Genomic DNA, 18,702 nt, shown 5'->3' with positions numbered 1-18,702 from the left:
AAAAAAGCTACTTTCGGGTAGCTTTTTTTGTTACAATAAACAATGAATTAAATTTGATTAGTAAAGAGGGTACAACATGAGATTTGCATACACAATACTTGTTATATCTCTACTAGCACTATTTGCAGGTTGTTCAGTGAATGGTGAAGCGAAAACTGTAAATTCGTTAAATAATATACAAACAGAGCAATCAGAGAAAGAAAAGATTATAACCAATGGTAGGGCGAATATTGGACAAGAGGTCTTGGCAGAAGCCGTTTCTGGTGAAGTGAATTCAGATGGTGTTACTGTCGTTGGCGAACCAGATTCGGAACAAGTCATCGTGAATAAGGACCGCAAGCTCCCTGATGGCTATGAACCGCCGGATTTGATGATACCTGATGTGGCGTTTCAAGCAGTCAATCAAGAGCGTAAGCATTTACGGAAACCGGCTGCATTAGCATTGGAAAAATTATTCAAAGCTGCTGAAGAGGATGGGATTGAATTAGTAGCCGTCTCAGGATACCGCAGATACGAAACACAAGTATATCTATATAATCGCAATGTGGAAGTTAAAGGAAAAGAATATGCAGATCAATATTCTGCAAAACCAGGACATAGTGAACATCAAACAGGACTCGCAATGGATGTCTCTGCAGCGTCTGTTGCATTTGATTTAGTTGAAGCATTTGAAGAAACTCCTGAAGGACAATGGGTTGCTGAAAACGCTCATGAATTCGGCTTCGTAATCCGTTATCCAAAAGGGAAGAGTGATATTACCGGATACAATTATGAGCCTTGGCACTTACGTTATGTTGGTCCGGAAATCGCGACAAGCATCCACGAACAAAACGTGACGATTGAAAAGTTTTTTGGAATAGTTGAATAAGCCATAAACCCGAACGATTATATTCGTTCGGGTTTTTCTGTTTGATTGGCTTTTCATCAACACTTCAGTTTGTCGTCGAACCGCACGATAAATGCGTGTAACCGTTCGACAAACGCGCCGAACCGCTCAACAAACGCGTGTAACCGCTCGATAAAAGGATGGAACCGCTCGACAAAGTGCTCCAACCGCTCGATAAGCGTTTCAAGCCGCTCGACAAACGCGTGTAACCGCTCGACAAATGCACCAAGCCGCCCGACAGCCACATAGGATTCACGAGAATACCTATATGAAGACGGTTAATTTCTCGAATTATCATCTATTCTGTCACAATTCATTTAAAAAAATCGCAATTCGCATTATAATAAGAGGTAGGAATGAAAAATTTGCAGATTAATGAGGAGGATACTTGAATGGATTACCGTATTGAACGAGATACAATAGGGGAAATGAAAGTCCCGAGTGATAAGTATTGGGGAGCACAAACACAGCGTAGTTTTCAAAACTTTCCTATCGGAGATGAAAAGATGCCTGTTGAGATTATCAACGGCTTTGCAATTTTGAAAAAAAGTGCTGCTCGTGCCAACGCACAGCTAGGATTGCTTGACCCTGTAAAAGCTGATGCTATTGCACACGCTGCAGATCGAATTTTAAGCGGAGAATTGACCGAGCATTTTCCGTTAGTTGTTTGGCAGACAGGTAGTGGAACCCAGTCAAATATGAACGTCAACGAAGTCATTGCATATGTCGGAAATGAGTGGCTTGAAGAGCAAGGAAAAGAAGTTCGACTTCATCCGAATGACGACGTCAACAAGTCACAAAGCTCTAATGACACGTATCCAACAGCGTTACACATTGCGGCAGTAAAAAAAGTCGAAGAGCATGTTCTGCCTGCACTTCAGCAAATTAAGAAAACGACGAAGCAAAAGTCAGAAGAATATATGGACCTCGTAAAAATTGGACGTACACACTTACAAGATGCAACACCAATCACACTAGGTCAGGAGATCAGTGGCTGGTTCCGCATGCTCGAAAAAACGGAATCGATGATCGTTGATTCGTTAAAATACGTTCGTGAAATCGCACTTGGTGGTACAGCAGTCGGTACAGGAATTAACGCGCATGCTGATTTTGCAGATGTCGTTGCTCAAAAAATCAATGAAGAAACGAATGGTCAGTTCGTTTCAGCGAAAAACAAATTCCATGCGTTGACAAGTCATGATGAATTAGTTCATACACACGGCGCATTAAAAGGACTTGCGGCTGACTTAATGAAAATTGCCAATGATGTCCGTTGGCTAGCCAGTGGACCGCGTTCTGGTATTGGTGAGATTACAATCCCAGCAAATGAGCCTGGAAGTTCCATCATGCCAGGAAAAGTCAATCCAACTCAGGCTGAAGCGTTAACAATGGTAACCGTTCAAGTGATGGGAAATGACACAGCAATCGGCATTGCTGCGAGTCAAGGAAACTTTGAATTGAATGTGTACAAGCCTGTCATTGCTTATAACTTCTTGCAATCTTGTCAGCTTTTAGCTGATAGTATGATCTCATTCGATGAGCGTTGCTTAGCAGGTCTTGAGCCGGATCATGCCAAAATTGAACAGTTCCTGAATGACTCATTAATGCTTGTTACAGCATTGAATCCACATATCGGTTATGAAAATGCTGCAAAAATTGCAAAGAACGCACACGAAAAAGGATTAACCTTAAAAGAGTCTGCCGTTGAGACTGGCATTCTTTCCGAAGAAGACTTTGAACGCTTAGTTAAACCGGAAGAAATGACGAAGCCAAACGTTAAATAAGCTAACAATATTTACCGTTTATTTTTACTCATATTATTTTGCCCTCCTGAAGAAACTAGAGATACACAGGAGGTGAATGACAATGGCTTCTAACCAAGGAAATAATTCTAACCAATTAGTCGTACCTGGTGTTGCCCAAGCTTTAGACCAAATGAAGGTAGAGATTGCCCAAGAATTTGGTGTACAGCTTGGTCCTGACTCCACTTCACGTTCCAACGGTTCTGTTGGTGGTGAAATCACTAAGCGCCTAGTTCAAATGGCTGAACAACAACTAGGTGGAGGATCTAAATAATCACACAAACAATAGAGGGTCATGAATACATGACCCTCTTCATTTATACATATTGCTTATTCAGATTCACTTTCTTCTCCAGGAGTTGGGAAAGGCGCATCATTTTCGAGAATCGGATGAGCTTCGCTAATTTGATTCCTTTCCCCCCGAATATAGCCACCGGCCATCCCTTCATTAATCATCCGATCAACATCGAGGTCATAAGCATTTCGACCTTCATTTTCCAAATCGAGCGTGTACTGATCCGCATCAATCGAGCTGTCGGCAGCAATCTCCTGATTATACGCTGGAACTTCATCTGGTATTTCGCTTGCGGTGATTCCATCTTCACTTTGTTCGCTCTTAGTGACACCGTCTAAATTTAAATCGTGAGCTTTTCGTATCGTCAATTTTTTTCGTTGTTTTTTTGACATGAATCATCCCTCCTCATCCATTATCTTTTGATTTAACGGACAGAACATACCGCAAGCTTACTGGAAAAACAGTATGAAGTTTGTGCTTAAACAGGTACTGAAAGGGAATGTAGTAATATGAAAGGTATGTGCCAACTAACGTTCATAAAAGCTTTAAATGAAATATTTTATATATAAAAATCATCAATCTTAATAAGGAGTCTTGAATCATGAATTTTTTGATCTTATCTCTCATCATGATCATCATTGGGGCATTGATTGGTGGCGTGACAAATTTATTAGCAATTCGAATGCTTTTTCGCCCATATACTGCGAAATATTTTGGGAAATGGAAAGTACCGTTTACGCCTGGTTTAATTCCGAAGCGTCAAAATGAATTAGCTAATCAACTCGGGCGGTTAGTGACTAATTATTTGGTGACGACAGCATCCATTCAGTCAAAATTAAGAGATCCCATTTATCAAGAACAACTGGAAAAATTCTTGCGTCGAAATTGGGATGAAATGAATGAACAAAAGCTGACTTTACACCAGTTCATAAATAAAACTGGATTTTCCTTAACTGAGGACCAAATTGCACAATCGCTAGAACGGTCATTGGAAAAGCGACTGACGACACTATACCAACGAAATAAAAATAACCAAATTGAACAGTATATCAGTAAAGATTTTGATGAGCAGGCCGTTCAATTGATTCCACAAATCCGAATGCGTTTATTGAAAAATATTGAACAATATATCCAAAGTACAGATGGAAAGCATCAACTATCTCAATTTGCTGATCGGTTTTTACGTGAAAAAGGATTTTTAGGAAGGATGGTCGTTCAATACTTGGGGGAGAAACGAATTAGTGAAAAACTGTTACCTTCCATCTTGCAAGTTCTTCAGTCGGGTGAACTGGAGGAAACAGTAGATCGGTTACTGACAAAAGAATGGCAACAAATAAAGAAATATGATATTGAAGCAATTCAAGAAAAGGTGTTCCCGGGATTTGATGAAAAACAGATCGCACAAAAGGTCGTCGAAGCCATTGATGTGAATAAACAGATTAATCGTCCACTTTCGGACATCCTTGATCCTTATGCGGACCGAATTGAAAAAACAGTTATTCCTCAAATTGCACAGCAAACGATTGGTTTTTTAGCGACTCGATTACCAAGTATGATGAAACACCTGAATTTGGCTGGTCTTGTGGAAAATGAAGTGAAAAATTTTGAAATCAAAAAGCTTGAAGGTATGTTAATTGAAATTACAAAAAGAGAGTTAAAGATGATTACGTATCTCGGCGCATTATTAGGAGGTGCGATCGGTTTCTTTCAAGCCATTCTCGTATCAATCATTGGATGATGACTATTCCTATACAGTGAAGATGATTTTTGTTACAGTTAAAAGAGTCAAATGGCATGAAAATTAAGGAGGAATCATTGTGGCAAATATTTATGATTTAGCTTATGACTTAGAAAAGGGATTGCGAAACAGCCAGGAATTTCAACAATTGAAAGAAGCGTATGATAAAGTAATGAACGATCCATCCGCTAAGCAAATGTTTGATAATTTCCGTGAAACCCAATTGAATTTGCAGCAGAAGCAAATGCAGGGCGAAGAAATTTCTGAAGAAGAAGTTGAAAAAGCGAGACAAGTTGTTGAACTTGTTCAGCAAAACGAAGATATTAACAAATTGATGGAAGAAGAACAGCGTTTGAACACAGTTATTTCTGACATTAGCCAAATTATTACAAAACCATTAGAAGAGCTTTACGGTTCAGACAATAATGATGTTCAGTAAACGAAAAAGACCCCAAGCGATATGAAAAACGTTTGAGGTCTTTTTTATGATGAAGTTGCGTTCTATTAACGATGAAATAACAATAGTCGTCCGTCAGGCGATACGAGACGATGGGTAATATCTGCATGTCCGTTTTCGTTTAATTTTTCTTTCCCCAAGCTCGTTGCCGCTTCATCATTTTCTGCTTCAAACGATTCGTTTAATAGTGCTTCACCTGTTTGCGAATAGACGGTCAAAAAGTATGTTTGCATGTCATCTTCCCTCCACTTGTGTACCCATTTACTTTTAACTATATGGAATCTTGGCCATTTTGTAAATAGTGAATACTTATTCATTAATGACCGAACGTGCATTCGTGTGCTATTTCTGGTAAAATGGAAACAAGAAAATGAGGAGGTTATCTGATGAAAACAACCATCCGTTTTATTCATGCAGCGGACTTGCATCTAGACAGCCCTTATGTCGGTATGCAAAACTTGCCTGAATCCATTTTTAAAGACGTCAAAGAAAGTACATTGTTGGCATATAACCGATTAATCGAGCTAGCTATAGAAAAAAGAGTCGATTTTGTTTTATTTGTCGGAGATTTATTTGATCAGCAATCGACTTCGATTAAATCTGTCATTACCTTAAAAAGAGGCCTAGAGAAACTGAAGGAACATGGAATTTTTGCGTATATTAGTTATGGAAATCACGACTTCGGTATGGGCGATAAGGTTGATTTGACATTTCCTGATAATACATACGTTTTTCAGTCAGAAGAGATTCAATGTTTTCCATATAACAAGAATGGCGAAGAAGTCGCACAAATTCACGGTTTCAGCTACGAAAAACGAGCGGTCAAAAAGAAAATGATTCGTGAGTTTAACTTCGATCGGCCGGATGTTTATCAGATTGGAACGTTACACGGCAGCATTCAATCCAATACGGATCACGATGTTTACGCACCGTTCCAATTAGAAGACTTTGAAAAACATCAAGCCGATTATTGGGCGCTAGGCCATATTCATAAGCGTGAAATTCTTTCGGAAAACCCGTTTATCATCTATCCAGGTAATATTCAAGGTCGCCATATTAATGAACCTGGCGAAAAAGGTTGTTATGTAGTCGACATGACTCCACATCAAACTGAAGTTGAATTTCACTCGTTACAAGAGATTATTTTTGAACAACGAACAATAAATGATTCCGAAGCAAACAACATAGAAGAACTAACGGAAGAGCTCTTTCGGATAAAGGAAAGTTGGAGAAACACTTCTCATAAATATATTATTCGGCTACACTTACAGTTACCTGAAACATTTGCATCCACCGTTGAGCATCCGCAAATTGATGAATTGCTTGAGCTACTGAATGAACAAGAAGATACGGAAAGGGATTGGGTTTGGATCCAAGCCATTTATTGGTCAGTTGATTGGAATTATGATCGAGATGAAATGAAAGCGTCTAGTCAATTTATTGGTGAAGTATTGCAAGCAATAGATGATGATGAAGACCCTATAAGACATTTAGAAATTTTAGCAAACAATCGTGTTGTCAAAAAACATGTAGAGCCATTTACGAAAGAGACATTGGATGAAATGAAAGCAGAGGCAGAGCAAATGATTGTTAAAGAACTCATTAAAGATGGTGAATCCTAATGCAAATGAACAAATTGGAACTCGTTTCTTTTGGGAAATGGAATCGTAAAACCATTCACCTTCATAAAGGGATGAATATTATTTGTGGACCAAATGAATCAGGGAAGACGTCGGTCCGTATGTTCGTTACGTATATATTGTTTGGCCTTGAGAAAGAGTTGCGTGAACGATTCATTTCGAAATTAGACGGACAACTTGGGGGAAGAATCCACCTTACTCACAATAGAGAAGAATGGACTGTTGAACGTTTTTTACACCGTCATCGTGGCCAAGCTGTTCTTTATCGAGGTGGAGAACGTGTGACAGAAGATGAAGCGAAACAATTTTATCAAGGAATGGACAGTAATTTATTTGCATCCATATTTTCCTTTCAAGCACGCGATTTGCAGGCAATCCGAGAGAAGAAAGCAGATGAAGTCGGGAAAGTGTTGTTTAATTTAGGACTAACAGGTTCAGATCGTATCGTCACTTTAGAAAATAGTTTAGATAAAAAAGCGGGAGAACTATTTAAAAAGTCAGGCCGCAAACCTTTATTGAATGTAAAAATTAGCGAGTTAAAAGAAATACTTAAAAAAATTGATGAAGTAAAGGCAGATGAAGAAGCTCATCAATCGCTCAAAGAAACATTGAGGCATACTGAAGAGGAGCTTTCGACGTATGAACAAGAGCAAAAAACATTACAGGAATCTATACGTCATCATGAGAAACTCCATTCGTTAAAAACACAAATTTTAAGTCACCAACGCTTATCGGAGGACTTGAAAAATGAGTCATGGATTGAAGGTTTTCCGCCAGATGCGAAAAGTAAGTATGATCAATATAAATCCGAAGAGTTAAAGTTTAAGGAACAAAAAAATATGCATTTGGCTCGTATTGAGCGATTGCAGTCAGAAAAAGAAACGCTTCAAAATCAATCCAAACAAGTTGAATATCCTTTATCGATTGATTCAATTGAGAAGTTAGTTGGTGAATCAAAGCAGCTTGAACATTCCTTAACAGAGCTCGATGAAAATTTACGTAAAGAATACGAGCAGTTCAATCGATATATGAATCAAGCAGGATTATCTTATAGTCCAGATGAAGTAATCCGTATAGATAGTAATGATTACACCGGCGAAATGTGGAAAGACTTAGCTAAAGAAGAAGAAGAATTAACCGAGAAACTAGCGGATCAACAGCTGAAGAAGCGAACATATGAAGAAGAAGTGACAGAATTAGAAGGGCTTTTAAATAGCACTACGAAAAAACAATTACCACGAGATGAAAAAATTGATTTAGAGCAACAACGAGATGCACTGAAAGCAAACCAATCTGCAAGTGAATGGAAAAAACAGCTCGAAGAAGAAAAGAAAAAGCAAGCAAGTGAGTTGGAAGCAAGCAAGCAATTGTTTACGAAAATGACTTGGGGATTTCCAGTTGTAACAGGAATATTGCTCGCGCTCTTCTTAGTATTTTTATTTGAAGGTAATAACAGTGACTGGTTTATTGTTGCTGTAGTGTTTAGTGTCGGTGTAGTGGGTGGTTTAGTCGGTTTTAACCAGTCGAAGAAAACGACTACTAAATTAATGCAACTACAAGAAGACCAAAGTGAAGCGTTGAATCAAACGGATCCAGAACAATTGAAAAATATTGAGCTTACTCTGATTGAACAAGATGAACTCTCTAAAAAGGCGAACCAATTAGAAACGAAATTGGAATACGCTAAGAATAATGTAAAGGAATTGGTCGTTGAACAAGATTACTTAAACCATCGAATGGAACAATTAGAGAAAAAACGTGATGAGGAAATAAATCGTTTTCCGTTTTTATCAGCGACAAATATTTCTTTCTGGCCAAGTCTTTACCAAACCATCAGTCAAGCAAAAGCAATAGCAGAATCAATAAAAAATTTAGAGGAAAAGAAGCGAGAACAGCAAGCTCAATTAGATGAAAATTATCGAGTTGCTCAATCCATTCTTGCCCTTTATGATTCAAACGCAGATGAGCGTTCCATCTGGGAACAGGTGCAAAATCATCTTACACGTGAAAAAGATAACGGAAAAACACTTCAGCGAATTCATAACGATCTCTTAGAGTTGCAACAGGAATTAAAGGACTTGCATGCACGTTTTGAGCCACATGCTGATGAGTGGAAAACCTTATTAGCACGGACAAACTCAGCAGATGAGGCTACATTCGTTCACAACATCACACAACATCAAGAATATATGAACAAACTGAAAAAAAGAGAAGAAGCTTATGAATTTGTTTATCAAACTTTTTCAGAACAAACGGATAAGATTTTACGAACCGACCATACATGGGATAAAATTGAGGAAGATTTACGAATTGAATCAATGCGCTTGGAAGAAATCCGTGATACAATCAACGAGTTATTAAATCGACGAGCTGAATTGACAGCGCAAATCAAGCAATTAGAAGAAGATGGTGAGTTGTCTGATTTAATCCATCAAAAATCTATGCTTGTGGAAGAAATCAGAAGACGGTCGAAAGAATGGGCTACGTATCGGTTGGCTTACAGTTATTTAAAAGAAACAAAAGATCGTTATCAAAATGTTTATTTTCCAGGTATCATGAAAGATACGAGTGATAACTTCTCTGTACTCACTGGAAACAAGTATGTAGAAGTGCAGTTCTCATCAGAGTCAGAAACGATTAATGTTTGTGACCGCAATGGTGAATGGTTTCAAGTAGGTCAACTATCTGAAGGCACGGCAGATCAGTTATATATTGCTTTACGACTTGCATTAAGTAAAGCATTACATGCATCAACCGCTTTGCCTTTCTTATTGGATGATGCCTTCGTGAATTTTGACCAACAAAGAAAACAACATATGTTTTCTCTCCTGGAAAAACAATCATCAGAACATCAAATCATTTACTTTACATGTGAAGCGAATGATTCTAATGATAAAGTTGAAGCGAACCGTATTGAGTTGACAGCTCAAGAACGAAGTCAGAATGGGCAAGTAGAATTGCTCACATAAGGTCTAGAAGTGAAGGTCGGGAGGGTGTACGTTGACAGATGATCGCCAAACCAATCAAGATTGGAACAATTATGAAGAGCTCATTGAACGATATATCCAAGTTATTGCTAAAAACATGAATTTATATGGAATTACTCCGTCTGTCGGGCGATTGTATGGGACCTTGTATTTTGCTGAAGAACCGATGACGCTTGATCAAATGAGAGATGCTCTATTAATGAGTAAAACAAGCATGTCAACCGGTGTGAAGGCATTGGCTGATATGAAAATGGTCACGCCGACTTTTCGTAAAGGCATTCGAAAAGATCTCTATCAGACTGAAAAAGATTGGTATAAATCATTTACTTCCTTATTTACGACAAAATGGCGTAGGCAAACTGAAAATAACCTTGAAGAAGCAGAAGAAACGATTCGACAATTGGAAAAGCTTCAAGAAGAAACGACTGACCCAACATTAAAAGAAAAGATTCAGTCAGACATCCAAAAGTTGGAGTACTCGTATGAATACTATGAGTGGCTCATTCGCTTAGTCCGTGTCGTGGAAACAGGCGAAATTTTTGACTATGTGCCTAGAAAACCGAGAAAGTAAGTGATGCAAAAGGGGGATGAATACTTGAAACGAGGGATTATTGAATTTGATGTCGGGGAACTATTTGAAGGTTATCTACTAATTAAAACGGTAGACCGTGGGGTTACTTCAGGCGGAAAACCTTTTTTAACGATTATCTTTAGAGACCAATCAGGTGAAATGGATGCGAAACTTTGGGATATCACCAACGAAGACGAGCAAATGTATATACCTGAATCAATCGTTCATCTGCAAGGGGAGATTCGTCAATTCCGCGGGAAATCTCAATTAAATATTCGTCAAATTCGCTTGACGAATGATACAGATCAAGTTCGTCTCGAAGATTTTCTTGAAAAAGCACCTGTTGAGGTCGATGAACTAAAGTCATATCTTACGCAAACCATTTTTGAGATGAGTAATCCTAAGATCCAACGTATTGTTAGGCAAATTGTCAAAAAGTATCAAGACCAATTATTCGTGTTTCCTGCAGCTACAAAAAACCATCACGAATACACATCTGGTTTAGCTCATCATATTGTTTCAATGTTAAAAGTAGCTAAGCAATTAAAACAGTTATACCCAGAAATTAATCTAGACTTGTTGTACGCAGGGATTATATTGCACGATATCGGTAAAGTCAAAGAGTTATCGAATCCAATCTCACCATCGTATACGCTTGAAGGAAAACTTCTTGGCCATATCACGATTATGGTTGATGAAATTACTGCGACAGCTAGCGAATTAGGGATCGAAGGAGAAGAAGTGTTAATGCTTCAGCATATGGTGTTAAGTCATCATGGAAAATCCGAATGGGGTTCTCCAAAGCCTCCACTTATTCGTGAAGCAGAATTACTTCATATGATTGACTTGATCGATGCAAAAATGAATATGATGAATCGGGCATTGAAACAAACAAAGCCAGGTGAGTTTACACCTAGAATATTTCCACTTGAAAATCGTTCGTTTTACCGACCGACTTTCGAGGAAAATTAATTTCGAAGTGAAACGAACTTCAGTGTTTAAACGTATAACTGCTTATATAAATCTTTTGTATTTAGAAATATTGATTTTGAGCTTGCCTTTGAAGGCTCGTCAATTGACGAGTCTTTTTCTTTACTGAATGATGTTAGAAAATTAAGAACATAATTAATGGAGGAGATGTAATGGAAACACACCAATTTGTAAAAGACGTAAAAGCCGAGATCGGAAAAGTAATTATCGGAAACGAAGATACTGTTGAATGGATATTAAATGCACTAATTAATGAAGGTCATGTACTTCTCGAAAGTGTGCCTGGAACTGGAAAAACCACTTTAGCAAAAAGTATAGCAAGGACGATCGATGGCGATTTCAACCGTATTCAGTTTACACCGGATGTTCTACCTTCAGATGTAACAGGTATTCATTTTTTTAATCCGAAAGAGCAACAATTTGAACTAAGGGTCGGTCCTGTTGTGACAAACGTTTTGCTTGCTGATGAAATCAACCGTGCGACACCGAGAACACAATCAAGTTTACTGGAGGTCATGGAAGAAAAACAGGTCACAATCGATCGGGAGACCGTAAAAATTGAGCCACCATTTATCGTGTTGGCGACGCAGAATCCGATTGAATCGCAACAAGGAACATTTGATTTACCCGAAGCCCAATTGGATCGTTTCTTTATGAAATTGAAAATGCCTTATCCAAAGATCGAAGAAGAGCGACAAATTATGCAAGCGCATCGGATGGATACTGAAAGGCCTATACCAAATCCGATATTTACAAAGGAAGTTTTGAAAGAGCTAAGCGAGAAAGTTCGACAAGTACATATATCCGAAGCTGTTGAAAATTATATCCTTGATATCGTCAGAACTACTCGAGAACACCCGTATATTGAGGTGGGTGCCAGCCCAAGAGGTACAATTGCTTTAATGAAAAGTGTGCAAACTGAAGCAGCGATGCGTAATCGTTCTTATGTTACACCGAGCGATGTGAAGAAGATGGCACCGCTCGTTTTATCTCACCGAATGGTGTTGACGTTGGAAGGGGCGACCAAACATAATCAAAAAGAGATTATGGGAGAGGTGTTGCAACAGGTAAATGTACCTGTTGAACATAGCGTCGAACGATGAAACAGTTTCATAAAGACATTAGAAATGACCGGTTTTATCACGGGCTAGCGATTATAGCTTCCTTTTTTATCTTTTTCAGCTTTTTCGGTATCTTTGGCATCTATTCTTCGTTAATGCTCATCGGTATATTTCTCTATGTCATTTACTTCATTAATCATCTGTATGAAAAAAACATCGATCGCAAGTTAGCATTCATTAATTTACGACAATCGATTCGATTGTATCCTGGTGAAACAGGTCAATTGGAATTTCATTTACGCCAAAATGGCTGGTTACCTATGTTCGGTGCCCGGCTAGTGATGACATTTGATTCGAATATACAGATGGGTAATCAATCAAAATATGAATCAATGAATATATCTACAGTTGAAAAACGGTTGAACTTATTTGGCAGGGAATCAAGGAAAATCTCTATTCCTTTCACGGCGACAAAGCGAGGAATAGCAAGAGTACGGTCGCTACGTATTGAAATCCCCTCACTTTTCGGATATGGAAAAATAACGTTGACACTAAAAGAATTAGTGAAAGCAGAGATTCTTGTGTACCCTGAAATAAAAAAAGTTCATCTAAATCATAGAAGCAAACATCAAAAAATGGGAGAGTATCAAACGAACTTCTCTATTTTTGAAGACCCTATAACGAGTTATGGAACACGAGATTATGCACCAGGAGATCCACTAAATCGAATTCATTGGAAATCAACTGCCAAAAAACAAGTGTTTCAATCGAAAGTCGTGGAACGTGTCAACCAGCGTTCTTGGTTGATTCTATTAAACGTACGGACTATGGATAGTCCAGCGTTTACGGATCGGATTGAAAATTTGATTAGTACTGTTGCATACCTTAGTCGATATGCCACAATGAAAGGTATTCCATACGAGTTACTCATTAATGTGCCTAAGCGAGGTAATGTACCGTTTTATCATGTGTCTAATGGATATGGAAGGGACCATTACGCACATTCATTGGAAGTGTTAGCACGTGTGAATACACAAGGGCTTACGGCCTCTTTTAATAGTTGTTTAGCGTTCGGAAAGTCAATTGGCCGATCTCATCCTTATGTGTTTCATATAGGTGAAGTTGAGCAAAGTTTTTTAGCTAGTTATCAAGAAATGGAGAATACAGGTACTTCTGTATACGTAATGCATGAAAGGTTTCAAACAACATGGTTTGAATCGTTTAAGAGCCATCAGGAGGTGGCCAAATGAATACAGGTATAAATGCGGTCTACCGTTTTTTAATTGATGCTTGTCTCATCATGATGGTCATTTATTTCTTAAACGTTGACGCCGGCAGAGAAATCAATGTGGCATCATTAGTTATTTCAACGATCTTTCTTGCTTTCATATATTTTGTTTTAAAGCAGTTGTTGAATGGGCGTATGTTATTATTTCACTTTGTTTTAATCGGTGTTATTTCGTTCATGATGTATGCATGGCTAGGCTTGTTGTTGTTTCATGCAACGATCATTGCCATTTTTCTTACGTGGCGGATGGCGCTCTATTATTTCAAGCCAGACACAAATCAAGAAAAAGGAATATTAATCACAAGCGTGCTGCTTGGTTTTTTTCTTTATTTGCCTGCAATCTTTCTAGAAAATCCTGATGCTCATACAGGTCTATATTTTATTCTTGTACAATTTACAATACTAATCGGTGGAAAGATTTCTACTCGTATGATGAATGTCGAAGAACACAATCACTCTGGGAAAGCTAAGCAACTAAGCTATATATTTGGTGTTCCAAGCGGCATTTTATTGATTACCGCTGGCTTATTTTGGTTTACGCCTTTCACGATCAAAGGTTTTTATTCACTATTTAGTTGGATTGCGTATCAAATAGGACTCGGTGCAACACCGTTATTTGAGTGGTTCAATCGACAACAAGCAGAAATAGAAACGACTCCAAATGGTGAGCAAGAAAACATCTCACAAGAAGAACAAAATGTTTTGGAACAAGCTCGTGAACAAACAGAGACAATTAGTGCTGAAACAATTATGTATATCATCATTTTCATATGCTTCATCATCGCGATTGGCATTTATTATCGACATCGGAACCTTCTTATTCGAAGGAAATCAAAAACAGCCGATGAAGAAAAAATGAAGATGGAAACGGAAAAGCTATCATTCCGGTTTAGTGATTTAAAAGAGAACTTAAAAAGGAAAGCACCTAAAAGCGAGATTCGAAAAGCTTTCTTTGAGCTCGAGAGATGGGCAGCAAAACGTAAGCTCGGGCGATATGATGACGAGACTGTCGAACAGTGGTTACACCGGCTTCAATTGGATACAAATAGGTATGCAGATGTCATAAACTTCTATCAAACTGTCCGTTATGGAGAACAACATTTAACCGAAGATGAAAAAAGACAATACACTGACCAATTAATTGAATTAAAGAATACGCTTAAACAAAAACTGACTTAGAGAATATACTCTCTAAGTCAGTTTGTTCATCTTTATTCATCATTGGATTCCGAGTCGTCTTTCTCTTCTTCAGAATCCTTCTTTTCGTTATCTTCGTCGGATGATTCGTCTTCAGAATCTTCTGATTCAGATTTATTGGATCCAAATAAGCCTTCATATTGATCATCAGAGACGTCAATTTTTCCTTTGTCCATCGCTTCTTTGACTTTGGAGTTATAGCTCTCAGGGTCAACTTTGCTCGCTAATAGTTGTTCGCGTAGTTGGTCTTTCATTTCATCAAATGGCTGAACTTCTGTTTCTGATTCACGAATGTCTTCTACAAGGATGACATGCCAGCCAAACTTGGATTCAACAGGTTCACTGATTACATTTTCCTCAAGTCCGTACATAGCATCTTCGAAAGGCTTGACCATTTGCCCAGCTGTCGTATAGCCTAAATCTCCGCCGTTCGCTGCAGAACCGTCTTTTGAATATTCTTTGGCTAAATCTTCGAAAGACTCACCATCGTTATATTTTTTGATGATTTCTTCAGCTGTTTCTTTTTCATCGACTAAAATATGTCTCGCTTTACGTTCTTCTTGCATACGCTCATAATGTGTTTGGACTTCTTCATCGGTTACTTCAATGTCAGCAGTAGCTGCTTCGAATTCTAATTTACTGATATAAAGAGCGGAACGGAATTCTTCCTCATTTCTGTATCCTTGCTGATTAATGAACTGAGTGAACTGGGGTCCCAACTGTGTTTTGAACTCCTCAACTTCTTGTTCAAATTCCTCTTGGTCAATATCAAATTGTCCCTCTAACACGAGCTTCTTCGTCATGTTTTGTAGCGTTTCTTCACCGTATTTTTCTTCTAACTCTGCATGGAATTCTTCTTTTGTAATGGATCCATACTCCGTTTCGACCACTGTGTCAGTGTCATCTGACTGACAAGCTGTCAAAAACATCGCAAATCCACCAATAGCTAGTCCTTGAAATAATTTTTTTACCAAAATAAACACTCCCTGTATGTATTGATTCTTAGGTCGTTAATGATTGTCAATAAACGACAGAAAATCATACCTAGTCACAAAGATAAATATACCATAAAAATCTTTTTCTGAACATGAGTTAAATTCCGTTAATTGCCTAATCACTCATTTAATTTCTTACATAGTATAGGGTAGTTAAGCAACCAAGGAGGTGAAGTTATGTCAGGCAAAGGAGGATACTACGGCGGTGGCTTTGCGTTGATCGTCGTATTGTTTATTTTATTAATCATTGTCGGTGCCGCTTGGTTCTAAAGAGGAGAACGTAGACGAAAGAGACTGACCTTGGAGGCTTTCCAAGGTCAGTTTTTACATAGTAAAACTTAATCGATAGTTTGCATGACGAATGTGTACTGGTTCGTGTGCGTATTTTGACGGCGCTCAACAGCCGCGTAATTAAATTGATGGTTTAAGCTAAGCAATTTGACAATAAAAAAAGACGAGCCGTTCACCGACACGTCTTTCACATTAAATTTTAGTAGAGATGAAATACTTCATAATAGGAAGAGAATAATAGAATAAGCATTGAGACATTAATCGTCCGGTATACTTTACTACTTTTCTCTGCTGACATTTCTGATTTGGTACAAAATTTGTGCGTCAACGAATTAAATGAATAGAAGATAAACAACGCAAATCCGATATAAAAATAAAACATTTCTTGTACCTCCCAACTTCGGTCTAAACAATTTAGTCTCGTACTAGTATATCAAACTCATTTTGCGATTTCTCAATAACAGATTTTTTTGGAGCCCGAAGTATTGAAAACAACGTCAACCAATCGTGTAAAGACATGCCAATGTGGATGGCTGCCATGAACAATAATATTGGGTGATAAGTCGGAATATAGTAAGCAAGTATAATTAAAGGTAGTGTAATAATCAAAGTTGGTGCAATAATTGATAGAATAGACGTTTTCTTAGATAACGTTGATTCCATTTGTGCTCTCAATGAAACAATGACTTTATACTTTACTTTCCATTTAAGGTGGATTGTTTTATTCGTAAATAATATAGGAGCCACATGCATTAATTTATGCATAATTGGCAACAAAAATAAGCTAATCACGACAGACGCAAAAGGAGGTTCAGTCAATTGAATGTGTTGAAATACAATAGAAAACGGCATATATAAAACGATAAAGGCTAAAATGGCTGTTAGGATTGATAATAGTAGTAATCTGTTCTGACCGATTTCTTTCGTAACGTTCACTGTTTTCCAGCAAGTCATGTTAAAACCCCCATTCAAGAGAAAAGAATAATAGATTCCTTTTATATGCAATATGCATTTACCTCTCGAATAATACGCCCTATAGAAAGAAAATTCAAGCCTAATTTCATAAATTTAATATTTTCTTTTTACACGCGATAAGGAACGGTTTAAAATATCGATGTAATCCGCACCATAGAGCTCTTCAACAATTGTCTCGAGTTCTTCAAATTCCGGGAAATTTCCGCCTTCAGATCGTAGAGAAAGAGAGGCAGAAACAATTGAATTTTTTTCGGGATCCATCTCTTGCATTGTTTCGATAAATAATTCTCGTCCTTCATCGGTCAATTCAACGTATGTGCTTCTTTTATCATTCACTTTTTTTGATAATCTGACTAACCCTCTAGTCTCCAACTTTTTTGAGAAGTTAAAAGCCGTTGAAACATGCATAATACCTAGTTTTGAAACTTCAGAAATTGAAACACCATCCAAATGATAAGCGATTAGCAAAATATGATGCTCATTGATGTTCAAATTGTACGGCTTGATCCACTCTTGCCAATCTTTCTCAACACGCTTCCAAATTGCTTTCGTCAATTGCGCCATTTTATGGGCGTAAATTAAAGATTCTTGTAAAGAATAGGATTCATTTTTCACGCTGACTACTCCTTCGAAAAATAAATGAATGATAAAATCTCAGCAAATGGGGAACAAAGACAGCTTTATCGAGTAAAACCGTAAGTGACTACTTCTTTCAATATAGTAACATACTATAAATAAGCATTGTATAAGAATGGTTGTGTAAAAGAGGTTTATAGTAAGAAATTTTCGGGTATTGTTAAGATGAAGATTTTTTAATATGTTATATACAAAGGAATGAAACTAGGGTCTTCATGTAGCAAAAAGACTATCCTAGTCGTTGTAGAATAGTCATTCAGTCTTGTGCTGATTTAATTGTTTAAATACTTCTTCGAGTGACTTGTGAAATAAAATGGCCTCATGGATTTTTTCTTCAATAAAAGCCCGCTCCTCAGAATTACTTAAATCCTGCAGTTTGTTTTCAATAAAATTCAGATTGTTTTTTTGTTGTTCAATCGCATCAAGCCATCTACGCACATATGCTTTCATGAATTTATAGTAAAGATCTTTTTTAGCTTTATATAAATCTTTTCGCTCGCCTTTTTTCCAGACTCTCTCAATCAAATTAAAATCGAGTAATGTTCGAGTTGCATTGCTCATTGCTGTTTTGCTTTTACCTAAAGCTTCTTTCATTTCATCTAAGTTCATTGGACGATCACTTAAGTACAGAGTGACAAATAATTGTGATTCAGAGGGGTTCAAAGCAAACATTTCTAATGTTTTAGAGAATTCCGATATGACTTCATTATGAATGTCAGTAAGTTGTTCAGTATAGTTTTCCATCGTCATAGTTAATGACCTCCTGGCTCTGCTAATATTCACCATACTAAATTATTACAAAAATTAAAAACAGCAATGTTGGGAGTAAAAAAGAGTTATGTAACGTATTTTAAAGTATTTCCTTTGGTAAGTTCGTACAGTTTAAACTGTAC

At 37.6% G+C, this 18,702-nt stretch carries 21 protein-coding genes; 13 read left to right on the top strand and 8 right to left on the bottom strand.

Going from position 1 to position 18,702, the window contains the following annotated elements; all coding sequences use genetic code 11:
- Window positions 1–76 precede the first annotated feature (76 nt).
- Window positions 77–868, top strand: a complete 792-nt coding sequence (locus tag KC820_RS02530; protein WP_212367695.1) for a M15 family metallopeptidase — start codon at window positions 77–79, stop codon at window positions 866–868.
- A 64-nt stretch (window positions 869–932) separates the two neighbouring features.
- On the opposite strand, the gene KC820_RS02525 is transcribed toward KC820_RS02530, so the two are convergent.
- Window positions 933–1,133 carry a hypothetical protein gene (locus tag KC820_RS02525; protein WP_377862733.1) on the bottom strand — a complete coding sequence of 67 codons (201 nt, stop codon included), beginning with the start codon at window positions 1,131–1,133 and terminating at the stop codon, window positions 933–935.
- A 145-nt stretch (window positions 1,134–1,278) separates the two neighbouring features.
- Here KC820_RS02525 and fumC point away from each other — a divergent pair, with 145 nt between their 5' ends.
- Together fumC and KC820_RS02515 are read left to right on the top strand one after the other, a co-directional pair.
- A complete protein-coding gene (gene fumC / locus KC820_RS02520; RefSeq protein WP_212367691.1) occupies window positions 1,279–2,670 on the top strand; it encodes a class II fumarate hydratase in 1,392 nt (463 codons plus the stop codon).
- A gap of 82 nt (window positions 2,671–2,752) precedes the next feature.
- The gene (locus KC820_RS02515) at window positions 2,753–2,962 is read left to right on the top strand and encodes an alpha/beta-type small acid-soluble spore protein (RefSeq protein ID WP_144088312.1); all 210 of its coding nucleotides are present in this window, start codon (window positions 2,753–2,755) and stop codon (window positions 2,960–2,962) included.
- A 56-nt stretch (window positions 2,963–3,018) separates the two neighbouring features.
- Here the strand turns inward: KC820_RS02515 and KC820_RS13155 are convergent, their stop codons facing one another.
- A complete protein-coding gene (locus KC820_RS13155) occupies window positions 3,019–3,375 on the bottom strand; it encodes a hypothetical protein (RefSeq protein WP_236782481.1) in 357 nt (118 codons plus the stop codon).
- 209 nt (window positions 3,376–3,584) lie between these two features.
- On the opposite strand from KC820_RS13155, the gene KC820_RS02505 reads away from it, so the two are divergent.
- Both KC820_RS02505 and KC820_RS02500 read left to right on the top strand, forming a co-directional pair.
- Entirely contained in the window at window positions 3,585–4,721 is a 1,137-nt protein-coding gene (locus KC820_RS02505; protein WP_212367688.1) for a DUF445 domain-containing protein, read from the top strand.
- A 79-nt stretch (window positions 4,722–4,800) separates the two neighbouring features.
- On the top strand, window positions 4,801–5,160 hold the full coding sequence (locus KC820_RS02500) for a YlbF/YmcA family competence regulator (protein WP_212367685.1): 360 nt from the start codon (window positions 4,801–4,803) through the stop codon (window positions 5,158–5,160).
- Between the two features lie 65 nt (window positions 5,161–5,225).
- On the opposite strand, the gene KC820_RS02495 is transcribed toward KC820_RS02500, so the two are convergent.
- Window positions 5,226–5,411 carry a YhzD family protein gene (locus tag KC820_RS02495; protein ID WP_212367682.1) on the bottom strand — a complete coding sequence of 62 codons (186 nt, stop codon included), beginning with the start codon at window positions 5,409–5,411 and terminating at the stop codon, window positions 5,226–5,228.
- A 153-nt stretch (window positions 5,412–5,564) separates the two neighbouring features.
- Here KC820_RS02495 and KC820_RS02490 point away from each other — a divergent pair, with 153 nt between their 5' ends.
- The 7 genes from KC820_RS02490 to KC820_RS02460 all read left to right on the top strand — a co-directional run bounded on the left by KC820_RS02490 (window position 5,565) and on the right by KC820_RS02460 (window position 14,894).
- Window positions 5,565–6,800, top strand: coding sequence for a metallophosphoesterase family protein (locus tag KC820_RS02490; protein WP_212367678.1), 1,236 nt, complete (start codon window positions 5,565–5,567; stop codon window positions 6,798–6,800).
- Window positions 6,800–9,787, top strand: a complete 2,988-nt coding sequence (locus tag KC820_RS02485) for an AAA family ATPase (protein ID WP_212367675.1) — start codon at window positions 6,800–6,802, stop codon at window positions 9,785–9,787. The genes KC820_RS02490 and KC820_RS02485 overlap by 1 nt, the downstream gene beginning before the upstream one ends.
- 31 nt (window positions 9,788–9,818) lie before the next feature.
- Window positions 9,819–10,376 carry a GbsR/MarR family transcriptional regulator gene (locus KC820_RS02480; protein WP_212367672.1) on the top strand — a complete coding sequence of 186 codons (558 nt, stop codon included), beginning with the start codon at window positions 9,819–9,821 and terminating at the stop codon, window positions 10,374–10,376.
- A gap of 24 nt (window positions 10,377–10,400) precedes the next feature.
- Window positions 10,401–11,348: a 3'-5' exoribonuclease YhaM gene (gene yhaM / locus KC820_RS02475; protein WP_212367669.1), complete on the top strand. Its 948-nt coding sequence runs from the start codon at window positions 10,401–10,403 to the stop codon at window positions 11,346–11,348.
- Between the two features lie 170 nt (window positions 11,349–11,518).
- Window positions 11,519–12,469: an AAA family ATPase gene (locus KC820_RS02470; protein WP_212367666.1), complete on the top strand. Its 951-nt coding sequence runs from the start codon at window positions 11,519–11,521 to the stop codon at window positions 12,467–12,469.
- Window positions 12,466–13,677: a DUF58 domain-containing protein gene (locus tag KC820_RS02465; RefSeq protein ID WP_212367663.1), complete on the top strand. Its 1,212-nt coding sequence runs from the start codon at window positions 12,466–12,468 to the stop codon at window positions 13,675–13,677. The genes KC820_RS02470 and KC820_RS02465 overlap by 4 nt, the downstream gene beginning before the upstream one ends.
- Window positions 13,674–14,894, top strand: coding sequence for an MFS transporter (locus KC820_RS02460; protein WP_212367660.1), 1,221 nt, complete (start codon window positions 13,674–13,676; stop codon window positions 14,892–14,894). Before KC820_RS02465 ends, KC820_RS02460 begins: the two co-directional genes overlap by 4 nt.
- Window positions 14,895–14,926: 32 nt before the next feature.
- Here the strand turns inward: KC820_RS02460 and KC820_RS02455 are convergent, their stop codons facing one another.
- Window positions 14,927–15,886 (bottom strand): peptidylprolyl isomerase, encoded by a 960-nt coding sequence (locus KC820_RS02455; RefSeq protein WP_212367658.1) that lies wholly within the window; start codon window positions 15,884–15,886, stop codon window positions 14,927–14,929.
- 198 nt (window positions 15,887–16,084) lie between these two features.
- Between KC820_RS02455 and KC820_RS02450 the strand changes: the two genes are divergently transcribed.
- Window positions 16,085–16,177, top strand: a complete 93-nt coding sequence (locus KC820_RS02450; RefSeq protein WP_144088324.1) for a YjcZ family sporulation protein — start codon at window positions 16,085–16,087, stop codon at window positions 16,175–16,177.
- Between the two features lie 220 nt (window positions 16,178–16,397).
- Here the strand turns inward: KC820_RS02450 and KC820_RS02445 are convergent, their stop codons facing one another.
- The 4 genes from KC820_RS02445 to KC820_RS02430 form a co-directional block, all read right to left on the bottom strand.
- The gene (locus KC820_RS02445; protein ID WP_144088325.1) at window positions 16,398–16,580 is read right to left on the bottom strand and encodes a hypothetical protein; all 183 of its coding nucleotides are present in this window, start codon (window positions 16,578–16,580) and stop codon (window positions 16,398–16,400) included.
- Window positions 16,581–16,612: 32 nt separating this feature from the next.
- Window positions 16,613–17,152: a DUF3267 domain-containing protein gene (locus KC820_RS02440; RefSeq protein ID WP_212367656.1), complete on the bottom strand. Its 540-nt coding sequence runs from the start codon at window positions 17,150–17,152 to the stop codon at window positions 16,613–16,615.
- Between the two features lie 114 nt (window positions 17,153–17,266).
- Window positions 17,267–17,737 (bottom strand): HTH-type transcriptional regulator Hpr, encoded by a 471-nt coding sequence (locus KC820_RS02435; RefSeq protein ID WP_236782487.1) that lies wholly within the window; start codon window positions 17,735–17,737, stop codon window positions 17,267–17,269.
- A 324-nt stretch (window positions 17,738–18,061) separates the two neighbouring features.
- Window positions 18,062–18,559 (bottom strand): GbsR/MarR family transcriptional regulator, encoded by a 498-nt coding sequence (locus KC820_RS02430; protein ID WP_236782480.1) that lies wholly within the window; start codon window positions 18,557–18,559, stop codon window positions 18,062–18,064.
- Between the last annotated feature and the right edge of the window lie 143 nt (window positions 18,560–18,702).

Source organism: Allobacillus saliphilus, from assembly GCF_018138385.1.
Taxonomy (GTDB): domain Bacteria; phylum Bacillota; class Bacilli; order Bacillales; family Alkalibacillaceae; genus Allobacillus; species Allobacillus saliphilus.
This window is presented reverse-complemented; position numbering and strand designations above follow the sequence as displayed.